Origin of the sequence: Fibrobacter sp. UWCM, from assembly GCF_900129735.1 — a bacterium.
Classification (GTDB): Bacteria; Fibrobacterota; Fibrobacteria; order Fibrobacterales; family Fibrobacteraceae; genus Fibrobacter.
Genome location: NZ_FQWR01000005.1, coordinates 1 through 21,255, shown reverse-complemented (window position 1 = coordinate 21,255; position 21,255 = coordinate 1). Strand labels below are relative to the sequence as shown.

Annotated in this window: 16 protein-coding genes; 9 read left to right on the top strand and 7 right to left on the bottom strand. The window is 56.1% G+C overall.

Annotated elements, in window-relative coordinates; genetic code table 11:
* Positions 1–44: 44 nt before the first annotated feature.
* Positions 45–623, bottom strand: coding sequence for a DNA-deoxyinosine glycosylase (locus BUB22_RS04605; protein WP_083535386.1), 579 nt, complete (start codon positions 621–623; stop codon positions 45–47).
* A 44-nt stretch (positions 624–667) separates the two neighbouring features.
* Here BUB22_RS04605 and rsmA point away from each other — a divergent pair, with 44 nt between their 5' ends.
* Entirely contained in the window at positions 668–1,450 is a 783-nt protein-coding gene (gene rsmA, locus BUB22_RS04600; RefSeq protein ID WP_073114232.1) for a 16S rRNA (adenine(1518)-N(6)/adenine(1519)-N(6))-dimethyltransferase RsmA, read from the top strand.
* Positions 1,451–1,452: 2 nt separating this feature from the next.
* Here the strand turns inward: rsmA and BUB22_RS04595 are convergent, their stop codons facing one another.
* Both BUB22_RS04595 and BUB22_RS04590 read right to left on the bottom strand, forming a co-directional pair.
* Positions 1,453–3,258: an AAA family ATPase gene (locus tag BUB22_RS04595; protein WP_083535385.1), complete on the bottom strand. Its 1,806-nt coding sequence runs from the start codon at positions 3,256–3,258 to the stop codon at positions 1,453–1,455.
* A gap of 62 nt (positions 3,259–3,320) precedes the next feature.
* Positions 3,321–7,724 (bottom strand): cadherin repeat domain-containing protein, encoded by a 4,404-nt coding sequence (locus BUB22_RS04590; RefSeq protein WP_083535384.1) that lies wholly within the window; start codon positions 7,722–7,724, stop codon positions 3,321–3,323.
* A gap of 208 nt (positions 7,725–7,932) precedes the next feature.
* On the opposite strand from BUB22_RS04590, the gene BUB22_RS04585 reads away from it, so the two are divergent.
* A complete protein-coding gene (locus BUB22_RS04585) occupies positions 7,933–9,453 on the top strand; it encodes an esterase (RefSeq protein WP_073114120.1) in 1,521 nt (506 codons plus the stop codon).
* Between the two features lie 57 nt (positions 9,454–9,510).
* Here the strand turns inward: BUB22_RS04585 and BUB22_RS04580 are convergent, their stop codons facing one another.
* On the bottom strand, positions 9,511–11,196 hold the full coding sequence (locus BUB22_RS04580; RefSeq protein WP_073114119.1) for an ABC-ATPase domain-containing protein: 1,686 nt from the start codon (positions 11,194–11,196) through the stop codon (positions 9,511–9,513).
* 118 nt (positions 11,197–11,314) lie between these two features.
* On the opposite strand from BUB22_RS04580, the gene BUB22_RS04575 reads away from it, so the two are divergent.
* On the top strand, positions 11,315–11,857 hold the full coding sequence (locus tag BUB22_RS04575) for a PEGA domain-containing protein (RefSeq protein WP_072807616.1): 543 nt from the start codon (positions 11,315–11,317) through the stop codon (positions 11,855–11,857).
* A gap of 84 nt (positions 11,858–11,941) precedes the next feature.
* On the opposite strand, the gene BUB22_RS04570 is transcribed toward BUB22_RS04575, so the two are convergent.
* A complete protein-coding gene (locus BUB22_RS04570; protein WP_073114118.1) occupies positions 11,942–13,141 on the bottom strand; it encodes a hypothetical protein in 1,200 nt (399 codons plus the stop codon).
* Between the two features lies 1 nt (position 13,142).
* Positions 13,143–14,114 (bottom strand): DUF6175 family protein, encoded by a 972-nt coding sequence (locus BUB22_RS04565; RefSeq protein WP_073114117.1) that lies wholly within the window; start codon positions 14,112–14,114, stop codon positions 13,143–13,145.
* Positions 14,115–14,363: 249 nt separating this feature from the next.
* On the opposite strand from BUB22_RS04565, the gene BUB22_RS04560 reads away from it, so the two are divergent.
* The 6 genes from BUB22_RS04560 to BUB22_RS04540 are packed head-to-tail and all read left to right on the top strand — an operon-like array spanning position 14,364 to position 20,223.
* Positions 14,364–15,281: a hypothetical protein gene (locus BUB22_RS04560; protein WP_073114116.1), complete on the top strand. Its 918-nt coding sequence runs from the start codon at positions 14,364–14,366 to the stop codon at positions 15,279–15,281.
* Positions 15,282–15,317: 36 nt separating this feature from the next.
* Positions 15,318–16,046 (top strand): response regulator transcription factor, encoded by a 729-nt coding sequence (locus tag BUB22_RS04555; RefSeq protein ID WP_072807612.1) that lies wholly within the window; start codon positions 15,318–15,320, stop codon positions 16,044–16,046.
* The gene (locus tag BUB22_RS04550; protein ID WP_073114115.1) at positions 16,028–17,905 is read left to right on the top strand and encodes a sensor histidine kinase; all 1,878 of its coding nucleotides are present in this window, start codon (positions 16,028–16,030) and stop codon (positions 17,903–17,905) included. The genes BUB22_RS04555 and BUB22_RS04550 overlap by 19 nt, the downstream gene beginning before the upstream one ends.
* Before the next feature lie 39 nt (positions 17,906–17,944).
* The gene (locus BUB22_RS04545; protein ID WP_072807610.1) at positions 17,945–19,282 is read left to right on the top strand and encodes an ATP-dependent 6-phosphofructokinase; all 1,338 of its coding nucleotides are present in this window, start codon (positions 17,945–17,947) and stop codon (positions 19,280–19,282) included.
* A 35-nt stretch (positions 19,283–19,317) separates the two neighbouring features.
* Positions 19,318–19,461, top strand: a complete 144-nt coding sequence (locus BUB22_RS16625) for a hypothetical protein (RefSeq protein ID WP_175547237.1) — start codon at positions 19,318–19,320, stop codon at positions 19,459–19,461.
* Positions 19,462–20,223, top strand: coding sequence for a tetratricopeptide repeat protein (locus BUB22_RS04540; protein WP_072807609.1), 762 nt, complete (start codon positions 19,462–19,464; stop codon positions 20,221–20,223).
* 33 nt (positions 20,224–20,256) lie between these two features.
* Here BUB22_RS04540 and BUB22_RS04535 read toward each other — a convergent pair whose 3' ends face one another.
* Positions 20,257–20,979 carry a hypothetical protein gene (locus tag BUB22_RS04535; protein ID WP_073114114.1) on the bottom strand — a complete coding sequence of 241 codons (723 nt, stop codon included), beginning with the start codon at positions 20,977–20,979 and terminating at the stop codon, positions 20,257–20,259.
* Positions 20,980–21,255 lie beyond the last annotated feature (276 nt).

The window sequence follows — 21,255 nt, the reverse complement described above, 5'->3', positions numbered from 1 at the left end:
TTGACGGAAAAGCGAAAAACTGCAAAATTTTACGATAAACGGGCCTAAACGAGTATATCGCGGTAGGCATCCACAAGCCTTTCGAGCGATATGGCGCAGTTCGCGGGCGACGTGGAGGGGAGTTTGACCGCATCGATGCCTACATCGGCGGCACAGTACTTCTGGTATAGTTTGTGCGCAGTGGCGCCCGTACAGAATATGCGGGTTACCTTCGACCTTGCCACCAGCGCGGCTATCTTGTTCGGGACGGCATCCTCGATGCTCGTGTCGTTCGCCCCCACGATGGTACAGCTTTCGAGCACGTCCCAGAGGGCGATGTGGTGCCTCTTGAGCATGGCCTTCTTTTGCGGGATGGTCTCGGGAACTTTTTCGCCGAGGACTGTTGCGAGCACCTTCCAGAAACGATTCTGCGGATGCCCGTAGTAGAAGCCCACTTCCCGCGACTTGGGGGATGGTATCGAGCCCAGCAGGAGCACGCGCGAATCCCGGTCGTAAACTGCGGGGAACTCGTGCGTCACGCGGGCGCGCACGTTTTTGCCGGCAGGCGGCTTTTTACCTGCGGTCGGCTTCTTGCCGGCAGCAAGATGCGCGCGGTTCGTTGTATTTTCTGTTCTGGTGGTCATAAGCAACTGCGGGTAAAAATATGAAATTTTCTATCTTTCCCTGCATGGACAGAGCACGCCGCCGCAAGTTTGGCCAGAACTTTCTGGATGTACCTACCGCACAGATGATTGCGGGCGACTTGCCTGCAAATGCCGGAGAGGCAGTGCTCGAGATCGGCCCTGGGCACGGCGCCCTCACGGAACACCTGCTCGACCGCGCCGTGCAACTCACTGCCGTCGAAATCGACGAGCAGTGCGTGGAATTTCTGCAACAGAAATTCCAGGGCCGCGAGAACTTCCACATCGTAAACTGCGACTTCCTCAAGTTCGACCTGCAAGCATTCCTCGACGCGCACGAAAAGCCGTGGGTTACCGGGAACCTGCCCTACAACGTGTCTACCGCGATTATCGCGGGGCTCATGCCTCGCCTGCACCTCACGAAGGGATTCATGGGAATGGTCCAGCTGGAAGTCGCCGAACGCATCTGCGCCACCCCCTGCAGCAGCAACTACGGGAGCCTTTCCGTGCTCGTGTCCGCGTTCGCCGACACGCAGATATTGCGCAAGATCGGGCCCGAGCACTTCACGCCCCGCCCGAACGTAGACAGCGCCACGATGCTCCTCACGCCCAAGGAATGCCCGCTTGCCGCTCCCGAGGGCTACTTCGAGTTCGTACGCGCCGCCTTCACGCAAAAGAGGAAGACACTCGCGAACTCGTTCGGCCGCGCCTACGACAAGAAGAAAATCCAGGAAGCCATCGAGCTTTTGGACTACCCCACTACGGTACGCGCCGAGGAACTTTCCCCCGCGCAGTTCCTTGAATTCTACAAGGTCATCGTCGGGGAATAACCTTATTTTTCAGCCGTGGCCTGCTCGAAGTCAGTCGCGGCAAGGCTGCTCACGTCAACACTGCCCAGGTCGGGCGATGCCGCCAAGCGGTTCGCCTGCTTCTCGATGACCTTCTCGAACAGGTTGCGCACGTAGCGCCCGTTACCGAACCTACTATCCTTCCGGCTCACCGCTTCTGCAATGCAGCGCTTCATGGCTGCAGCCGCGGCCGTGCCCATCTTGTAGTCGTATTTGTTGAGGAACGATCTGAAAATTTGCGCAAGCTCGTCTTCAGTGTAGTCGGGGAAGTCTATGTACCTGTTGAACCTCGAGGATAGACCCGGATTCGAATTCACGAAGCGCTTGATTTCTTCGGTATAGCCGGCGATAATCACCACCAGCCTTTCGCGGTCATCTTCCATGCGCTTGAGGAGCGTGTCAATCGCCTCCTGCCCGTAGTCGTTTTCCGCACTGCGCGCGAGCGTGTAGGCCTCGTCGATAAACAATACGCCGTCCAGCGCCTCGTCAATTACCTTGTTCGTCTTGATGGCGGTCTGCCCCATGTAACCCGCAACCAAGTCCGCACGGGTCGCCTCTACCAAGTGGCCCTTCCGGAGCACACCCAGGTCCTTGAAAATTTCGGCCATGATGCGCGCAATCGTCGTCTTGCCGGTACCGGGATTCCCCGAGAATACGAAGTGGTACGATGTCGGGGGCACCGAGAGTCCCTTCTTCTTGCGTTCATTCTGCACGCGGATAAAGTTGTAGAACGTGACGACTTCTTTCTTTACCGTCGAAAGTCCGATGAGGGAATCGAGCTGCTTCACCGCCTCGCCGGACGGGACGTGTTCCTCTTTCTGTATGCGGAAATTCCGCTTTACGGCATCCTTCAGCGGGGTATCCTTGTAGTTCACTACGCGCGTCGAGCATTTCACGAATCCCGGGCGCCGCGCCGCCGAGCGGTTGTTGCCGATATAGCGTTCCAGGTACTGCAGCCACTGTACCTCTTCGGGAGTGAGCCTGCCGTCAATGTTCGCGAGCGCCGCGGAGTAATCGTACATCAGGCGCATGTACTTGCGGACCGCATCGGGCGAATACCCGCCAAAAATTGCAGAGAACAGGAAGAGTTCTCCCGTAGATTCCAACTGCGCGTGGTTCTTCTCGAGGTTATGGACCAGCGGGCCCATCTCTATTTCCCTGTCGACAAACGACTGCAGTACAAGGCGGTTCCAGTCCGTAGTGGCAGGGGCGTTCGTACGCAGGCGCAACAGCAGGGATACAAATCCGCACGACTCGTAATCGTCCAGGCTCATCTCGTGCCCGAGCTTTTCCGAGAGGTAGTTGACATCCGAAAGGAATACGGTCGAAAGTTCCTGGAAGGTATCCGTGCCTTCGCCCAGTTCAAAATGCTGGCGCAATTTCTCGGCAACGCCGTCGTAGTAAATGAAATCCTTGAAAAAGTTCGAGATGGCATTCACCGTTGGTGCAAGTTTTGTCATGTACTTCGTGAGCTTCGGGTCTATCTTGCCATCGGGCCTTACGGCGACGGCATACTGCGAATCGCCCGCGAGAGACTTTTCCAGCGGGGAGGTCATTACCTCCTTCATGAGGTCGGCAACCTGCTGCGCGGTCTCGGTAGAGCGGTAGCGGGTCCATATATGGAATCCGATAACCGCTACGATCAGGAAAAGCAAAATAAAGAGGAAGTACGAAGATGGGCCGAGAATAGTAGTGAGCTTGATTATCCCAAAAGACCCAAAAAGCATCACCAACATCATGACGATGGTGATGCACGTAAGCATTGTCTGGTTTATCTTTCTTCTCGGCATACCTTTCCAAATCTATAAAATAATATCCGGAAAAGAGCGCCAGGCATGCGGACAACAGAAAATTACTTGCGGTTCGGCCTCTTGTAGCCGAAGGGCTTCAGCAGGTCGTCGCGCACCTTGCGCACGTAACCCTTCCTGTTGGATTCCTTGTCCCTTTCCACGGGAGGCGTATCGCACTGCAGTTCGGACCTGACCGAGACATCGGTCTTGTACAGGTATGCGCCGGTCGCGTACTGGCGTCCGTCCGCCGTTCTCACGTAGCCGTCCTTGTCCGGTTTCTGCTCGAAGTAAAGCGTCATCACGCCCGCATCGTTCGTGTATTCGGGCTTGTCGAGCTCCTGCTCGAACGAGAAGTAGTCCACAAAATTCCCGAGCGTCGTGTACACCCAGATTTTTACCTTCATCGTCGTGTGGTACAGGCTCGCCTTCGAGATGTCGCTCCCGAGGGATTCCTGGAATTTCGCAGTGCAATGTTCACGCACGTATTCCTCGACGGTGTGCTTGTCGCCGTTCTCGGAATCGATACCATCGTAGTTTACAAGGCCGTCCTTCCCGACAAGGTCATCGAGCGTGGCGAGGCCAAGCGTGGGGCGAATCGTGGAGAGCTTCGTGTCGATGGCGAGCGTCGGGCCAAGGTGCCCCTCGAGTCCCGGGTACGGTTCATCGCCGCTCCCTTCCTCCGTCTTGAAATCGCCGCCACGGAGCGTCTCGATTTCCTTGTCCGCCTTCGAATTGTAGATGGTCACCGCGAAGGTCTGCCCTTCCTTCGGTTCGTTGCTGGCATAGTATTCCTCGGTCTTCTCGCGGGTCACGATTGTCACCGGGGTGACCACGGAAATATCCAGGTCCTTCGAGTTCTTCATAATGACCTTCACCGTATCGCTCGCCACGTTGCCCGCCTTGTCGCGGTAGAAGCGCACAATCGCATTGCCACCCTTCACGAGCCCCTGCTCGGTAAGCGTGTCCATCACCACGGGGCCGTTGCCGTCGTTCCTGTCAACGGTCCATTTCACGTCCACGTAGTTGGCATAGAATATAGCGTTGTTTTCCGGCGAAAGGATTTCCACCTTCGGGGGAATCACGTCGACCACGATATAGATGGACTGGCTAGATACATTGCCGAACGCATTCTCGTACGTGTAGGTTACCTCGTAGCCCACGTTGCCGTCCTTGTCCTCGATGGTCTTGCCCTTGGAATCCAGCGCATAGCCCACCGTGACCGATTCACCGTTCCTGTCGGTATAGCGGTAGCTTACCGTATAGACCGCACCCGTTTCCGATTCCACGGGCGCGCCGGTGAAGGCATCCGCCACATACGAAATCTCGACAGCCTTCCCGTCAATCTTCGTCGTGAACGAAACCTTTATCTGCCCGTCCACCACGTCGCCCTTCACGTTCGTCACGTAAGAGACGGTCACGGTATCGTTCCCGATAGCCTCCCTGTAGCTCACGAGCACGAGGCTGTCGTTGAAGGGCGCCTGCTTCACGCTGCCAGCGGGCATATCGTTCAGCACGGGCTTTTCCGAAGCAATCTTTTCGACCGTCTTGAACGTCGCCTGCGGTACGTTCAGCGTCTCGAACATAACTGCAGAAACGATGATTTCGCGTTCCGTGTACTTGCAGGTAGAATCCGTGTACGTGGAATCGAGAACCGGTTCCTTGACCTTGACGGAGATATCGTTCTGCTTCTTGTTCACGTAGAACGCGGTATCGCCCTCGGCGGGTTCTTCCGCGATGGTATAGATATTCGCATCGGGCATCTTTTCGACCGTCGTAGAAACCTGCACCTCGGGAGTCTTCGTACAAACGAATATCGTCACCTCCTTCACGGCGGGCATGTCCTTCGTCTTGTCGTAATAGGTAAGCGTCACCACATTGTAGCCCTCGTGCAAGTCCGTGAGGGTCGTATCCGGCTGGGGAATGGCGTCGCCCGTCCACGAGAGCGTGAGCGTCTTGTCGTTTATCTTAATCGGCTCCTTCGGGTTCGACTCGCTATAGTTGCCGTTGCCCGATTCCGCGTGGGTCACGACAATCACGGAGGTCTCCATCACGTTCACGATGTTGATTTTCACTTCGGCCACGCTCTTGTTGCCGTCGGTATCGGCAATCTGGACCTTTACCACGTAGTACTTCTGGCTGTCCGGGAGCGCCTCGTAGTCAAACACCTCGCGCGTCGTAATCACGCCCGTCTGCGCATCAATCTTGAACAAGCTCGAATCGCCGCCCACGAGGCTAAAGCTGTTCACGCAGAATCCGGAATTTTCGCCATCCTGGTCGTAGTAGAGCATCGTACCGACGGTCTTCCCCACGGGCATGTTTTCGGAAACCTGCATTACCGTATCCGTCACGGAAGGCGGATCGTTCTCGTCGACAATCAGGATTTCCACCGCGGTCGAATCTTCGGACGTGCTGTTTGCGCACTTCACAAAGAACACGTAGGAGGACTGCGTCTCAAAATCGAGAACCCCGTTGACGTATATGCGCGTAGTATCGAACCTGAAGGTGGCACCCGTATCGCCCGAAACGATAGCGCAGCTCTCGATGTCGCTAATGCGCAGCTCATCTATAATCCCGACGAGCGTATCGACCGAAGCGTTCTCGTTGATGGTGTACTGGAACCGCACCACGTTTATCGTCATCGTCCTCGCGGAATCGCTGATGTCCGGGTTATGGATGTTCGCCACCATAAATTCAAATGTCGTATAGGGCGAGCCGTACTCGTCATGCGCCGGAGTGTAGTTCAGGCTACCGGGGAACTTGATGAAGTCTCCAACCGCTACGGGAGCGCCGTTGTACTTGAGCGTGCCCGAGGCAGGGAGCGTCTTGATAATCACACCGTACTTGTCGAGTACAGTCACGCCGTCATTCTCGTACGCCGGGAAAGCAGTTATCGGCAAGGTCTCGTTCATCATGACGGTGACGGAAGTATCTTTCGATACGGGCCGCTTGTCGTTATCCACGATGACATACTCCATCGAGTAGCTGGAATCCGCATTGCGGTCGCCGTCCGAGGTAATCGCCGCCGTCAGGTTGAAAATCTTCACCAAGACGAGCTCGTCCGCTTCCTCGAGCATGTCGTCCTTCGCGTGGAAAACGATGGGCGTTTCCAAATCCTTCGAGAACTGCGGGAACGCCGCATGCCCCGTATCTCTCCCGCACACCGGAATCTCGGTGTAGTTCGATTCCAGCACGTCATTCGCGTTTGCAAAGCTGCAGGCAGGGTCGTCCATGAAGCCGTCGCATTCGCTCGCGGGCTTCAGGGAAAAACAGTAGTCGAACGTCACGCGGGTCGGCGGGTCCTTCGAAAGCACGAGCTTCACCGTATCGCCGCGGGCCTCGTTATCTTCGTAGGCCATGGAACCCACCGCCATGTTGATTACAGGAGGTCTGAACGGCACGTAACGGAAGTCGCCCGCCTTGAATTCGGCATTGATGGAAACCTTCTTTGCCAGGAGCTGCCCCGCAAAGTTGTAATGCTGCTGAAAACTGATTGTGCCACCCGAAATATACGTTCCCTGGATAGTGCAGTTCTCTGCCGGGAACGCGATGTCGTTCGGCGTGTAGAAAAGGAGATTTCCGCCGTAGTTCTTATTCAGCGTGGTGTCCAGGGTACCGCCTTCCCACTGCTGTGTCGTCTCGTTCCAGGAACCCTCCGTCACGTTCAAAATGACAATGTTGTGCAACGTAGATGTAACCGTAAGATTCCCGTCGACAAAGATTCTCACATAACGATTCCCCGACATGCGAATGAACAGGTTGTCGTTGTTGTTGTCCAGCAGCATGTCCCCTTTCACATGGATATTGTAGAACTGGCCGGAACCTGATGGAATGTCGATGTAGTTGGTCTTATCGCTGAACGTGTACGAATCGACTTCCAGGTCATAGGTAATCGTGGAATGGTCTACGCGCGGCACATCCAGTGTGCTATCAAGTGCCGGGATATCACTTGCGGCGCAGTCAAGTTTTCCCCCGCCCTTGGCCAAGCCCTTGGTCATGGTAGACTTGTCCCCACGCACGCAGAAGTTCCCGTGAAGTTCCACGTTATCGCTGTTAACGGCGTTATTGCCTATGTTGAAATTTCCGCCGAAGTACGAAGGGCCAGTCACGATATTGTCCTGGCCATCCCCGTTTTGGAAATTCCCTGCAAAGGCGAGCGGGCCACCAATGCTGTGCTTGATGTTGCGCATTTCAAGCCCGGCAATCGCGCTCCCCGAATACCCGACCGAATCAGTAATCTGCACGTCCTGCCCAATGAAGGCGACGCCATAGGCATCCCCACTTATGCCCGTCCCCCATAGTTTGTACTTGATGAGTCTCTGCCATTCGTCGTTCTGCTCCTTATCCGTCAACGCGTCAGGACTCGCACCGAAATAGAACGGCGTAATTTCCGAGGCGAAAAGTTCCGCCACGCCCCCAAGGCACAGGAACAGCGTCCCTAGTGCAAACGACAATTTACACTGATTCATCGTTTTTCTCCTAATAAATGCTCGAAGCACCCCGTACGTAAAAAAAATATAATAAAAAAAAGTAAACGTTTGTCCGCAATTGCCCCTTTTATAGACAATTCATCCATAAGTATCGAGGAACGGCGGGGAACATTTTTCCTATACCACATTAGATTACTTAATGTCAGGGTGTGCTCCGTAGGTGGACTAGGGCAAAAAAGGAGTACAAATGAGTATTATCACGCGCAGTTTTCTTGTAACGGCAGGCATTCTCGCTTTTTGCGGGCTCGCTTCCGCCTACACCGTGTCGGGCAGCGTTTCCGACGAGCAGGGCAAAGCGCTCGAGGGCGTCTCGGTAAGCCTCCTCAAAGAGGGCAAGGCGACCACCACCGACAACCAGGGCAAATTCACCCTCTTCGAGGACGAAACCATCGGCTTCCATGCCGTCAGGAATTCCGTCGGGTACGTGAGCGTCAACAACGGCGTGCTCTCTTACTCGCAGAGCACCAGCGCGCCCGTCCACGTGCAGATATTCAACTCGCTGGGGAACCAGGTTTTCGGCAAGACCCTGCAGGGCTCCGGCATGTTCGACCTGAACAGGGCCATCAAGGCGCACGGCACCTACTTCGCGCAGGTAACCGTAGGTAACGCAAGGCAGAATTTCAAGTTCTCTACCGAGGGCAGCTACAGCAACACCTTCAGCGCACATGCAAGCGCACTCCTGAAGGAGGTAGCGCAGGGCGAGGCAATCCGCTTCGTGGCAGAGGGCTTCGACACGCTCACGGTACCGCTCGGCACGCTCGACACCACGCTCAACGTGAAACTCAAGGCAGTGGCACCGCAGTTCAAGTTCGGTTATGCGCTGGGGAACGAACCCACCCCGAGCAAGGGCTGCGGTTCCAACTCCAAGTTGCAAAAGGTCAAGAGCGTCGAAAACGGCGACCAGTTCGAGATTCGGGTCGGAAGCGATACCCGCAAATACTTTATTACCCTGCCCAAGAACTACGACAACAAGAAGCCGCACAAGGTGCTCTTTGCACTGCACTGCTACGGCAGCAATGGCGAGGACTTCGTGCACCACAAGGCCGACTACGACCACCCCACTCCGTACTACGGCCAGCAAGTGCTCGACAAGAACGGCGACTACATCTTCGTTTCTCTCGATGCGGTTGGCGGCCTGTGGACCAAGGGTCAGGGCGACCACGACTTCTTCGCGCAGACGCTCACCACCCTCGAGGAGAACTACTGCATCGACACGAGCCGCGTGTTCATTACAGGCTTCAGCTTCGGCGCCATGTTCAGCTACTCGCTTATGCAAGATATGCAGACCCGCGTCCGTGCCGCCGCGACCTACGCTGTGGCCGACTACAACATCTGGCTGCCCGAAGGCAACAACATGAAGGACCTGCCCATCGCCTGGATGAACGTACATGGCGTAAACGATGGCCGTTGCAATTACGACCGTGCAAAGAACAGCGCCCTTCCGCGCATCCTCAAGCGTAACGGCAAGGCCGACGCGAACGGCGACTTCACCGACGCAAGTTCCGAGAAGCCCAAGGAAATCAGCGGCAATACGGGCCACGTGTGCTACGACTTCAAGAACGTAGACGAACGCTTCCCCGTCAAGTGGTGCACCTGGCCGGGTGACCACCAGTGGACCGCGCACGACACCGGCAACATGGGCGTCGGCTGGAACTGGGAACAGACCTGGGTTCCCGAAGCGGTACACGAGTTCTTCGAGCAGTTCTAGAGTTTTACACCTCCATAAACTACCCTAGGGTCCGCCGGTAACACGGCAGGCCTTTTTTTATTTTCCGTTAAGCCGGAAAGCCACGCAGGCGATATCGACGGCGCGGGGCAGGCTCATCTCGCGGCTCATGCCCTGCGGCAGGTTGCGGAACCCCACGTTGCATACCACATCGCAGAGTTTCTGCGCCACACCCGCAACGGAATCACCTGCGGGGGCAGAACCCTCCGCGGTATTGCTCGCCGCGTTCTGGAGCATATTGAGCAGCATGAACCCTGCACCAAGCCGCTGTTGCTTATCTACAAGCGTCACGAGGCGCGAGGTATCGGCCACAAGGAAACCAATCTGCAAAAGCGAATCGCCGGCGAGTTTCACCTTCACCTGGCGCTCCACCGCAGAGGCAGGCCGCACATGTTTCTGCAGGGGCTGCATGTAGGCGGCGAAGGGGCGCGCATTTACTGTGGATCCTATCAGGCCTTCGGCCTTCCAGGATGACACTGTGGACTTTGCACATTCCGCCCTATAGTTCGCCATGACAATTATGTTGTCTGCAAGGTCGAGATAGTCCCCGCAGGCACCGGCGACAAGGATAAAGTTCATACCCGCAGAAGCGAGAGAACGAATGCGGTCGGTCAGCGGGATTAGCGGTTCGCGCTCGTCGCCCAGCAGCTTGCGCACGCGCACGTCGCGAATCAGGAAGTTCACCGCCGAGGAATCCTCGTCGATAAGGAACGTGCGCGCTCCCGCTTCCATCGCCTCGAGCAGGTTCGCCGCCTCGCTCGTGGAACCCGAAGCCGAAAGCGTGCTGAAATCCTTCGTGCTTATACCACCGGGCAGGTCACGAACGAACATCGAGAGGTCGGTCCCGCGTACGCTGCGCCCGTCCTCCACGCCCACACGGAGAGCAGTATCGTCCACGACTATACCCTCGCGCCCGTCGCCCGGAACATGCGGGTACACCGCACGTACAAGCGCCTGCAGCAGCGTGGACTTCCCGTGGAACGCACCGCCGGTAATTACCGTAATCCCCTTCGGGATACCCATCCCGCGGATTTCGCGCCCGCAGGCATTCAACGTCACCGCAAGTTCCGCAGGCGCTGCAAACGGCACCGCCCCTTCAAGCGGCATTTCGCTCAGGCCCGATGCCCGCGGAAGCACAGCCCCGTCGGGCACAAACGCGCAGAGCCCGCGCCCGTCCAGCTGCGCAAGGATTTCCCTGCGTTCGGCAAGCACGCGGTAATGTCGCTGCATCGCGGGTTCGTCGCCCTGCGTGTAGTAGAGCCCCGCCGCTACCAGGTCGGGCATGACCATCGTGAGGATTTCTGCGGCGAGTTCCGCCTGGATCTTGCGGCCCTCGCCCGGGAGCCTCACCTGCAGGCACGCGCGGATCTCGCCGTTGTCTATCCACAGGCTGTTCCGCACCAGCATTTCGGGTCCCGCCGTGTCGAACACCACGGCGGCATCCTTACCCGGGTAGCGTTCCTGTACCATACGTCCGAGCCTCCGGTACAGAAAGTCGCTCAGCGCAAGCCGGTGCTCGAAATCCGAACCCCACTCCGGCGCATACCCGAGCGTCGCGAGTTTCGCACGCAGCAGCACGCGCGATGCCGGCGCATACGGGTCGCCCTGCACGTGGATGAATTCCAGCACAAAATCGCCGAAATCCCATTCTCGCGTGGCGAGGTTCTTGTAGGTCCCGTAGGGTTTCCCATCGAGGGAACGTATCTTCTGGTACAGTGCTTTCATATAAAATCAGGCCCGAAAGGCTCGTTTAAAAGAATTTTACCTACAAAATATTATAAAATGCGAGCCACTTCAAGGAAATCTTTATATTTTAGGGTAAAACGCAAATAGGAGTAAGCAAATGAAAAAGCTCTACATTTTCGCCCTTATGGTGGCGTTCCTTGTTACTGCGGCTGTCGCCGACGAAGATCCACCCCCGCGCGGTAAGGCCGCAACCGTGACCATCATTACCAACCCGCCCAACAGCGACGTGTACCTGGGTAACGAACTCCTGGGCAAGAGCCCCATCGAGAACATGCAGGTCAAGTCGGGCCGCCAGACGCTTATCGTCATCGACCAGGGCTACGAACTGGTGAACCAGCGCGTGAACGTGTGGCCGGGTAACGACAAGCGTAACACCTTCGACTACGGTACCAAGATCCCGAAGGGCAACATCGAAGTGACCACCAAGCCGGGCAAGTGCATCATCTACGTCGACGGTGAAAACTCCGACAAGACCGACGGTGCAGCGCTCACCATCCACAACCTGGATGCCGGCGACCACCTGGTTCGCGCAGAATGCTCCAACCGCAAGTCTGCTGAAATGCTCGTGACCGTGAAGGGTGAAGAAACCGTCAAGATCGAGCTCGACGCCACCAGCGGCAGCAAGAAGAAAAAGAAGTAATCGCTCAGTCAGGCATTACAATTAAAGGACGCCCTCGGCGCCCTTTCTTTTTTTATAGGATGAGGGTTTTGCCCGCCCTAGTCTCTATTTGCAAACCTTGTCGAATTCCTTGACCTTGAGCTTGCCGACAGCCTTCGTCACCGCCTCGGCCTCGGTCTTGCCCACGCCCTTCGATGACTTGGTAAAACTTACCTTGTCACCGGAAACAGACACCATCACGTCAAAGGAAAGCAGCTGGTTGAGCGAGCCCTTGGGCGTCGCCTTCACCTCGGCCTTGATAACCGGGTCCTTCGCGTTCTTGCCCACGAGCACCCCCTGCCTTGCCATCTGGTCGGCAAGCGCCTTGCAGCCCTCGGGGCTACCCGTGCAGTCAAACCGCACGTTGCACGAAGCCTGCTTCACCTCGTAGGGCACCACAAAGCCCTTCTCGAGCCTTGCCGCCTTCAGGATATCTTTCGGGAAGTCGGGCACGAACGATATGGCAAGCGTCCCCGCCCCAAAGTTCACGTTCGGGATGGTAAACACGGCAGTTCCGTTATCCTGCGTGCGGCGGGAATCGAGCTTCTTGCCGTCCTGCACCGCCTTGAGCGGGAAGTCCGTCACCGCGCCCTTCGCGTCGGTAACCGTCACCGTGAGGTTCTCTATCACGTCCTTCTCGAGCACGAGCTTTTCGGGCGCGGTCTTTACCTGCAGGTTACCGAGCTTAGACGCGATATCGGCACGCAGGCCCGGAAGGTTATGCTTCAGGCTGAACGACTCGTTCAGGGTAAACACCTGCGCAAGTTCGCTCTTCAGCGCGCTGTAAGGCTCAATGAGCGCCTCTGCGGCAGTGAGCATGCGGATAGCCTCGTCGTAACGCGATGCTTCCAGCGCGGCACGGCCGGCGGCCTCGTACTTCGCAATCTTCTCCTTCGCGTTAGCCATCTGCAGGCGGATGTTGTTCGTCATCTCGTCCACGTCGAGCGTCGCCGTGGCGCGGAACTTCTTGCCGTCCTTCGGGAGCGGCTGCACCTTCACCCACTTGAGGTCGACATTCGTCTTCACGTTCTTGTTCGAGGTGTAGGTCTGCGAAATCTTTTCCTTGCCGCCCGCGGAAACATCCTCGGTACGGAGCCTGTCGTCGGTCACGACCGTCGAGGAAACCTGCTTGGCGACACCCGCGATGGCCGTGTTGTTCGCCTGTTCCTGCGAGACCTCCGAGGAGGCGGTGTACGTGATTACCTTGCCCGCAAACGCGGCTACAGAAAGGGAAAGCAGCAAAAAGGCAAACTTCTTGATGTTCATACTACTTGAGTTCGATCAAAATCAGTTTCTTGGTAATGTTTATCTTACGCACGGTCACGGAACCCTTGAGCCCGCGACGGATGTAGCTGTAGACTTCCTGCGAGTCGGCGAACTTGTCCATGTCGGCAAACACGGTCATGTCGATAGTCTTTGCCGTCTGCACGTTCGTGTTCACGCGCTTGAACGCCTTCTTCGCGAGCATGTTCACGTCGTCCTGGATATCTTCCACGCGCTGCTCGTCAAAGTCGCCCTGCAACTTCATTATTACCTTGTACTGAACGCCGTTCTTGCGGTCCACTTCCCAGTAGCCCTTGATTTTCTTCTCGAGACCCGGCATGGCACGGTTCGCGGCATCGAATACCGCCTGCGCGATGGCGCCCTTGCTCTGCCCGTTTGCGGCAGCCTGGCTCGTCTGGCTACCCAGCAGGCGCGCAGTCGCCGCCTCGTAGGCGCTCAGCTCGATAAGCACGATACCGCCTTCGATGGAGGCGGAGAACTTGATGTAGATATCGGCACTCAGGGCGAGGCTCGCGAGGTACGAAAGGTCTTCTTCCGTCTCGGCGATATCCTGCTGCATCTGGATGACCTCGCCGAGGGTCTCCTCGCCGGCAAGCGACTTCACCTCGTACTGGCGCTGGGTCAGGTAGCCGTTGATGGCCTCGATGGCCATACGGTTGTTCGGGTTGCTTTGGAACGCCTGGAGGTCGCTCATGCCCTTCGCCTTCTGGGCGGGGACAACGATAATCGTAGGCAACGCCTGGTTGCCCATAGCTATAGACTGCTGTCTGGGAGCGGGCGCCTGCCTGGCAGGGGCCTGCTTCTCGTAGGCGGGCCTCTTCGCGGGCCTTGCCTCGTCGGCATCAAGTTCGTCGAACGCCTTTGCGGAACGGCGGCGGGTAGCGGCATCGTCTGCCGCAAAGGAAAGGCTCGCCATGAGTCCCATAAGGGCGATCAGTGTTATCAGTTTGCGCATATTTCTCCTCTTGGAAAGAAAGTCGCCGGGAATCCCAAGGGACCCCCTTAAAACTTACATAATATATACTTTTTTTCGCGGGTATATACAATTTTGTTTACATTGTCTTGATAAATAAGCCATAAATACCGATAAAATGCGCCGGAACATCACAAAAAAGCGGATTTTGGCACTTTTTCGCCCCAGGGGGCGCCCCATTTTGAAAATTTTTATCTAGTTTCAAGTCTAGAAGTTTTCCTAGGAGCATTTATGAACGCTAAAATCCTACTCGCAGCAGGTGCCCTGCTCGCCTCGCAGTCGTTCGCCATCATCGGTATCGGCGCGCACTACACCCCCAATTTCGGGACGAAGATGACCGGTTTCTCGGCCACCCCAGACAGGTTCAACAACAGCGTCGACGTTTCCGGTGCGAACGAAGTCAAGCTGTGGCACGGTGGATTCGACGAGATGATGCACGGTTTCGGTTTCAAGGTGTGGGTGGATATCCTCCCCATCATCGACATCGAAGCGACCTTCAACATCCAGTTCGGCTCCTACGACGCATCGCTGTTCGTCATCAAGGACCCGACCGCAGTTCTCGCGGGTCCTGCGGCAGCCGACCCGAGCGCCTACCAGCAGATTGACCTCGAGGTGGAACTCGGCGGCACCCCGTTCGGCAAGGCGAACCCGAAGTTCGTGCAGATGAACGGCGACCTCTCCATTACCTACCCCATCACGTTCATTCCCATTATCCGCCCCTACATCGGCGGCGGCCTTACCTACTACATGAACACGTTCATCCTGAACCAGCCCTTCACCTCGAAGGTCGTGGGCGGCACCTACAACGTGGTGAAGGCCGAACTCGAGACTGAAATGAAGAACGCGATTGACGGCGTGATGAGCAACCCGGCAGCGGCGCTCGACCCCAATTCCATTGCCCTGCCCGACCAGAACGCAATGGCACAGCGCCTCACCGACGCCCTCGTCGAAAATATCCAGGACGCCGCCCTCGAGGAAGGCCTCAAGACCAGCATCGGCGGCCACATTCTCGTTGGCCTGCGTGCAAAGCTTCCGATTATCCCGATTGCCGCATACGCGAACTTCAAGTACTACTTCGGCGGCGACTTCCCGGAAGAAATCGAACCGGGGCGCATGGCTGCTGAAATCGGCGTCGGTCTCGCAATTTAAACTAAATACCCCCATAGGAGTTTAAGGGAAACAAAAATGGCTAACAATACTAGCAACACTAGCATTCTTATTGTTGAAGACGAAATTGCAATTGCAGAAAGCCTCGTAGACCTCTGCGAGCTCAACGGCTACCACGTAAAGCATGTCGCCGACGGCGAAAGCGGCCTTACCGAGGCCCTCACCGGACAGTACGGCCTGGTGCTCCTCGACGTGATGCTCCCGGGCATGAACGGCTTCGAGGTCTGCGACAAGATTCGCGAAAAGGACAGAAGCCTCCCCATTATAATCCTCTCTGCAAAGAACACCGACGAAGACATCATCAACGGCCTCAAGTTCGGTGCCGACGACTACATCCCGAAGCCGTTCTCCACCCCGATGCTGCTCGCACGCATCGAGGCCGTACTCCGCCGCAGCCGCCAGTCCATGGAAAACGAAGGCAAGCTCGTGGCAGGCAACCTCCGCGTGAACTTCCGCGAATACGCAGGCACGCGCGGCAAGGAAGAACTCGCATTCACCCGCAAGGAAATCGAAATCCTCGAATACCTGTGGAACAACCGTGACCATGCGGTCCCGCGCTCCGAACTGCTCCGCGAAGTCTGGGGCTACGAGAACGCCGAATCCGTGGATACCCGCACCGTCGACATCCACATCACCAAGCTCCGCAAGAAAATCGAGGACGATCCTTCCCATCCGAAGCTCTTGGTCACGTTCCGTGGCGAAGGCTACCAGATGCGTTCTACACCTGAATGCTCAAAAACCGCTTAATAAAGAAACGTCTCGTTCTCATCTATTCAGCCATCTTCGCCGTGATTGCACTCCCGGTGGCGGGGCTGCTTTACGATTCGTACCTGCACATGCAGGACGAGTCGAAGGCGGAATGGGCCATGCACGCAACGCAGGTCCTGAAGATGGCGAACAACCGCATCAAGGACGACCTCGCGATAGAGAACAAGCGCTCCTTCATGGAGTACAGGTTCATCAAGGTCGCGAAGACCATTTCTGCAGGCGAGCAGCCCACCTACTCGGACCTCGCGCTCAACTTCCCGGTAACATCGTGTAATAGCGATTCCAGCAAGCTGGACTACTGCAGCCAGTACGCCGGACTTATCGGGCATTTCCAGATAGACCCCGACGGCGTGTTCAGTACCCCCTACCTGCCGGCGGGCGCGCTCGGGCAGGTGCAGCTCGAGAACAAGGATATCCGCGAGTCGTTCCAGAACAGGCTCAAGTTCATCGTGCGCGACATGGGCATCAAGAACAAGGGGACGGCCGCCACGCTGGATACCTCCAAGATTGCAGGCGAAAGTTCCAACGCGCTTGACCAGCTCGCCAACGAGGTGGACCTTTCCAAGAGCAAGAACCGCAAGAAGCGCATGCGCGTGGAGCGCACCTCCGAGCAGGAGCAGTTCGCGTTCAACGTGGAATCGGCCAAGATGGACACCTCGGGCCTGTACAGGATATTCCCGTACGTGGGCACGATGGACATCGCCATCGAATCGTTCCAGGCGGAACTGAACCGCCAATACATCGTGTTCTACAGGAACGTGCTGCGCGGCGAGGAGAACTTTGTGCAGGGGTTCGTGGTAGACCTTCGCGAATACCTGAGGAGCATCGTGGATCTCGAGGTGGGCGACTACGCGAACGAAGACAACCACCTCGCCCTGAAGTTTACGTACAAGGGAGACCTCGTATCGTTCGGTATCGACACCCGATTCGCCGTGAAGGTGTTCGAGGAAAACCTCGCCGAACCGCTGAACGCCATCACCATGAGCGTCTACGTCGACAAGTCGGTGCAGGAGGCAGGCGGCAACGGCCAGATTATCAGCAACGGGCAGCTGCTGTTCCTGATAGGCGGAATCATGTTCCTGCTTCTGGGGGGCGGCCTCATCTCTATCTACCGGCTTACGCAGAGCCAGCTCAACCTGGCCCAGAAGCGGCAGGACTTTATATCAGCGGTGAGTCACGAGCTCAAGACACCGCTCACCACCATCAAGATGCGCGCCGAGATATTACAGACAAGTTATCAGAAGATGGACGACGCCAAGCGCAAGCGCAGCTTTGACCAGATTGCAAGCGAGAGCGACCGTCTCACGAGGCTTATCCAGAACGTGCTCGACCTCTCGAAAATTGACGGCAACCGCTGGGTGGCAAACATCAGGAAGGACTGGCCGAAGGCCGTGCTCGACGACTTCGTGACCATGTACACCAAGAACATCGAGGACCACGGTTTTTCACTCACCGTGTCGTGCGACTCGGATATTGACCGCGTGCAGCTGATGATGGACCGCGACGCCGTGATGCAGATTCTCACGAACCTCGTGGACAACTCGCTCAAGTTCTCGAAGAACGCCGACTACAAGATGATTATCATCGAGATGAAGACGGAAGGCGACCACGTGTACCTCGCCGTGCGCGACTACGGCCCGGGCATTCCGCCCTCCGAGATGAAGAAGGTGTTCCAGGAATTCTACCGCGTAGAAAACGAGATGACCCGCACCACGAAGGGCACGGGCATCGGGCTCTCGATGGTGAAAAAACTCTGCGCGCTCTCGAACATGAAAATCGAGATAGAGAACGCGAACCCCGGTTTGCGCACGAAAATCCATTTCCCGCCGATGGTATAGTGGGCGCGGGCTCCGGATTTTTAGTATTTTAGGGTCACTATGACCCAAGAAGACATTCTCGCCAACCCGAAAGATTTTGACCTTTCTATTGAAACCGTCGGCAAAGGCACGCTGAAATCCCCCATGAAGGGAATCAAGTTCGTCTCGGAAGACGACCGCATCAGCCTCACCACCGACATCAAGCGCATACACGAATTCATAGACAAGGGTATCGAGGTCCCGTCGCTCGAGGCGGCCGGCCCGCGCGAAACCATTTTCCACGACCCCGCCTGGACACGCGCCGGCGTGGTGACCTGCGGCGGGCTCTGCCCCGGCCTCAACAACGTGATCAAGGGCCTCGTACAGGTGCTCTGGTTCGATTACGGCGTCCGCAATATTTTTGGCATCCCCTACGGCTACCGCGGACTCAACCCCGCATACGGCTACTCGCCCATCACGCTCAACCCCGACGTGGTCGATTCCATCCAGGAAGACGGCGGCACGATTCTCGGGAGTTCGCGCGGCATGCAGGACCCGGTGGTGATGGTGGATACCCTGATGCGCCTCAACATCAACGTGCTGTTCTGCATCGGCGGCGACGGCACCCTCCGCGGCGCACACGCGATTGCCGAAGAGGTCAAGAAGCGCAGGCAGCCCATCTCGATTATCGGCATCCCGAAGACTATCGACAACGACCTGAACCTCATCGACCGCACGTTCGGTTTCGAGACCGCGGTCCTCAGCGCGACCGACGTGATTACGAGCGCACACAACGAGGCGAACGGCGCATTCAACGGGCTTGGGTTAGTGAAGCTCATGGGCCGCGACTCGGGCTTCATTGCCGCATACGCAGCGCTCGCGACTACGGTCGTGAACTTCTGCCTCGTGCCCGAGGTTCCCTTCACGCTGGAAGGCCTGTTCAAGGCTCTCGAGAGCCGCTACAGCAGTGGCAAGACTCACGCGGTTATCGCCGTCGCCGAAGGCGCCGGGCAGGAACTGTTCAAGGACCAGGAAGAACGCCGCGACGCGAGCGGGAACATCCTGAAGAACGACATCGGCGAATTCCTGACGCGCAAGATAAAGGAACACTTCGACAAGGTCGGCAAGGAAGTGAACATCAAGTACTTCGACCCGAGCTACATGGTGCGAAGCATCCCCGCGAAGGGAACCGACGCCATCTTCTGCTTCCAGCTGGCAGAAAGCGCGGTGCACGCCGGCATGGCGGGCAAGACCGACATGGTGGTGGGCAGCATGAACGAGCAGTTCAGCCACGTACCCATAGAGTACGCCGTGAACGAAAGGAAGAAGATCGACCCGAACGGCACGCTGTGGCACGCCGTGCTCGGGGCCACCCGCCAGCAGGATTACTTTGCAGGCAAGGGCAAGGGCAACAAATAAAGTAACATTTAATTTTTTTGTATTATTACCGCACTATGCTCAAGAAAGAAGACAAGATTCTGATTCGCACCGCCATGATGGAATACCGTAACCTGCTGTTCAAGACATTCCATGGCACCGACGAAGAAAAGAACAGGATTGCGCACGTCAACAAGTTTCTGAGGAACTGGCAGACCTAAATGCGTATTGCATCCAAAATAGCACTTGCCGTACTGCTCTGTACGTTCACGGTTTTCGCAAACGACGACCTGCGCTTTGCGGATTCGTGCTATGCGGCCAGGGCCGAACGTGCAAAGGGCGACAAGGCGGATGCGCACAATGCGAAACTCATGATCGATGCCTACAGGAAGGCGATGGACGACGCATCTGTTGCCGAGGCGGCGACCGAGGGCTACGTGAAGAGCCTGTACTTTTCTTTCCGTTTTGTACCCTTCGACAAAAAGAAGCGCTCGCAGAAGCTGGACTCCCTGAAAAACATCAGCGAGGCGGCCTATGCGAAGTTCCCGAAGAACAAGGACATCTCGCATATATACGCAACCGCGGTATCGATGTGGGGGGCCGACAAGAACCCGCTGCAGGCGGTAAAGGACGGGATTGCGACAATCGTGCGCGACGTGGCCACGAAGACCGAGGACTGGCAAGTGCTCGGTCGCGCACACCAGCTTTTGCCCTACGTGCCCCTGATTCTCACGTGGCCCGACAAGGACCTCGCCGACAAGTACCTGAACATGGCCCTGCAGCAGGACCCGAAGGACCTATACAACTACTTCTTCCTTGCCGAACTGCGGTTCGAGCAGAAGCGATACGCCGACGCGCTCGACCTGATAGAGCGCGGACTTTCCCGCGGAATACGCACGAGCTACTTTATGGAAGACAAGCGCGGGCGCTGGCAGTTGAAAGAACTGAAGAAGAAAATCAACGCGAAGTTAGACAAGAAATAACCTGTCCATAAAAAAATTCGACCATGCACATTTTCATTTATAGAAGAGTCTTATAGGAGACCTTCCTCGCATGTGCGCGTTCTGCGGAGTGCGACCTTTCACGTCGTAAGCCCGATAGGGCCATCTTTTTTCGATACGCGCTCGCGACTTCACTGGGATGGCCGACAGCGCGGCATTCTGTCGGGCTATTTCTTCTTCGAGAGGGTCAGGAACATACCAGGAGTCCCCACCCCCCGCAGGCATAGTCGGAAAATAGGTACAAGGCCCAAGATCCTCGTTGCCAAAACAGTTATGTTCGTACAGGAAGCCATCGGGATATTGTTCCAAAACAGAATCAATGATGACGGTAACCGTATCCAACATTTCTTCAAGGCGTTCCTCAGACAGCACAATAAATCCACACTCCCTAAAACGCGAAAATTCATCACTTATAACTTCGCTTAGGGAATGGGTTGCAGAGGAAAGAACCCAAAAGGTAAATTCTAGCTTGCCATTTCTGCCCAAAAAATTCGTTTCCGTAATATAGAACACATTAGTATCCAAGGCAGAATAAAAAAGAGGGTCGCCGAAATTTCCTTTATCCAAATTAAAGCATGAATCGCAACGGGGACTTTCTTTTGGCGAATCCCAATAATATTCTGTATCGAGATTATGCCAGACATCACCCGGAAACGACATCTCAACACTTGTCGTAATCGTCACCTGTCCAGGCGCCATCCCTATAACAACCAATAACATAAGCGCTATTTTTTTCATATATCATATCCTCCTCGCGAGAATCATTTCCTTTATAGGCATATATTTCACTCTATATATCTTTGAATACTGATGCACATCTATGCCATTACCAAGAATTTGTCCATAAACAACCTTATATTTAGACTGACCAAGAACAACCTTTGCGTTCGGCGCATACAAAAAACCCGCCCATTCACCTTGGATTTGTAGGTTTTTTAATAGTGGGTTCATGAACAACCATATTCATTACCGGTTAAGTTAAAATATATCCTTTTTTCTTGTTAAGTGGTATAC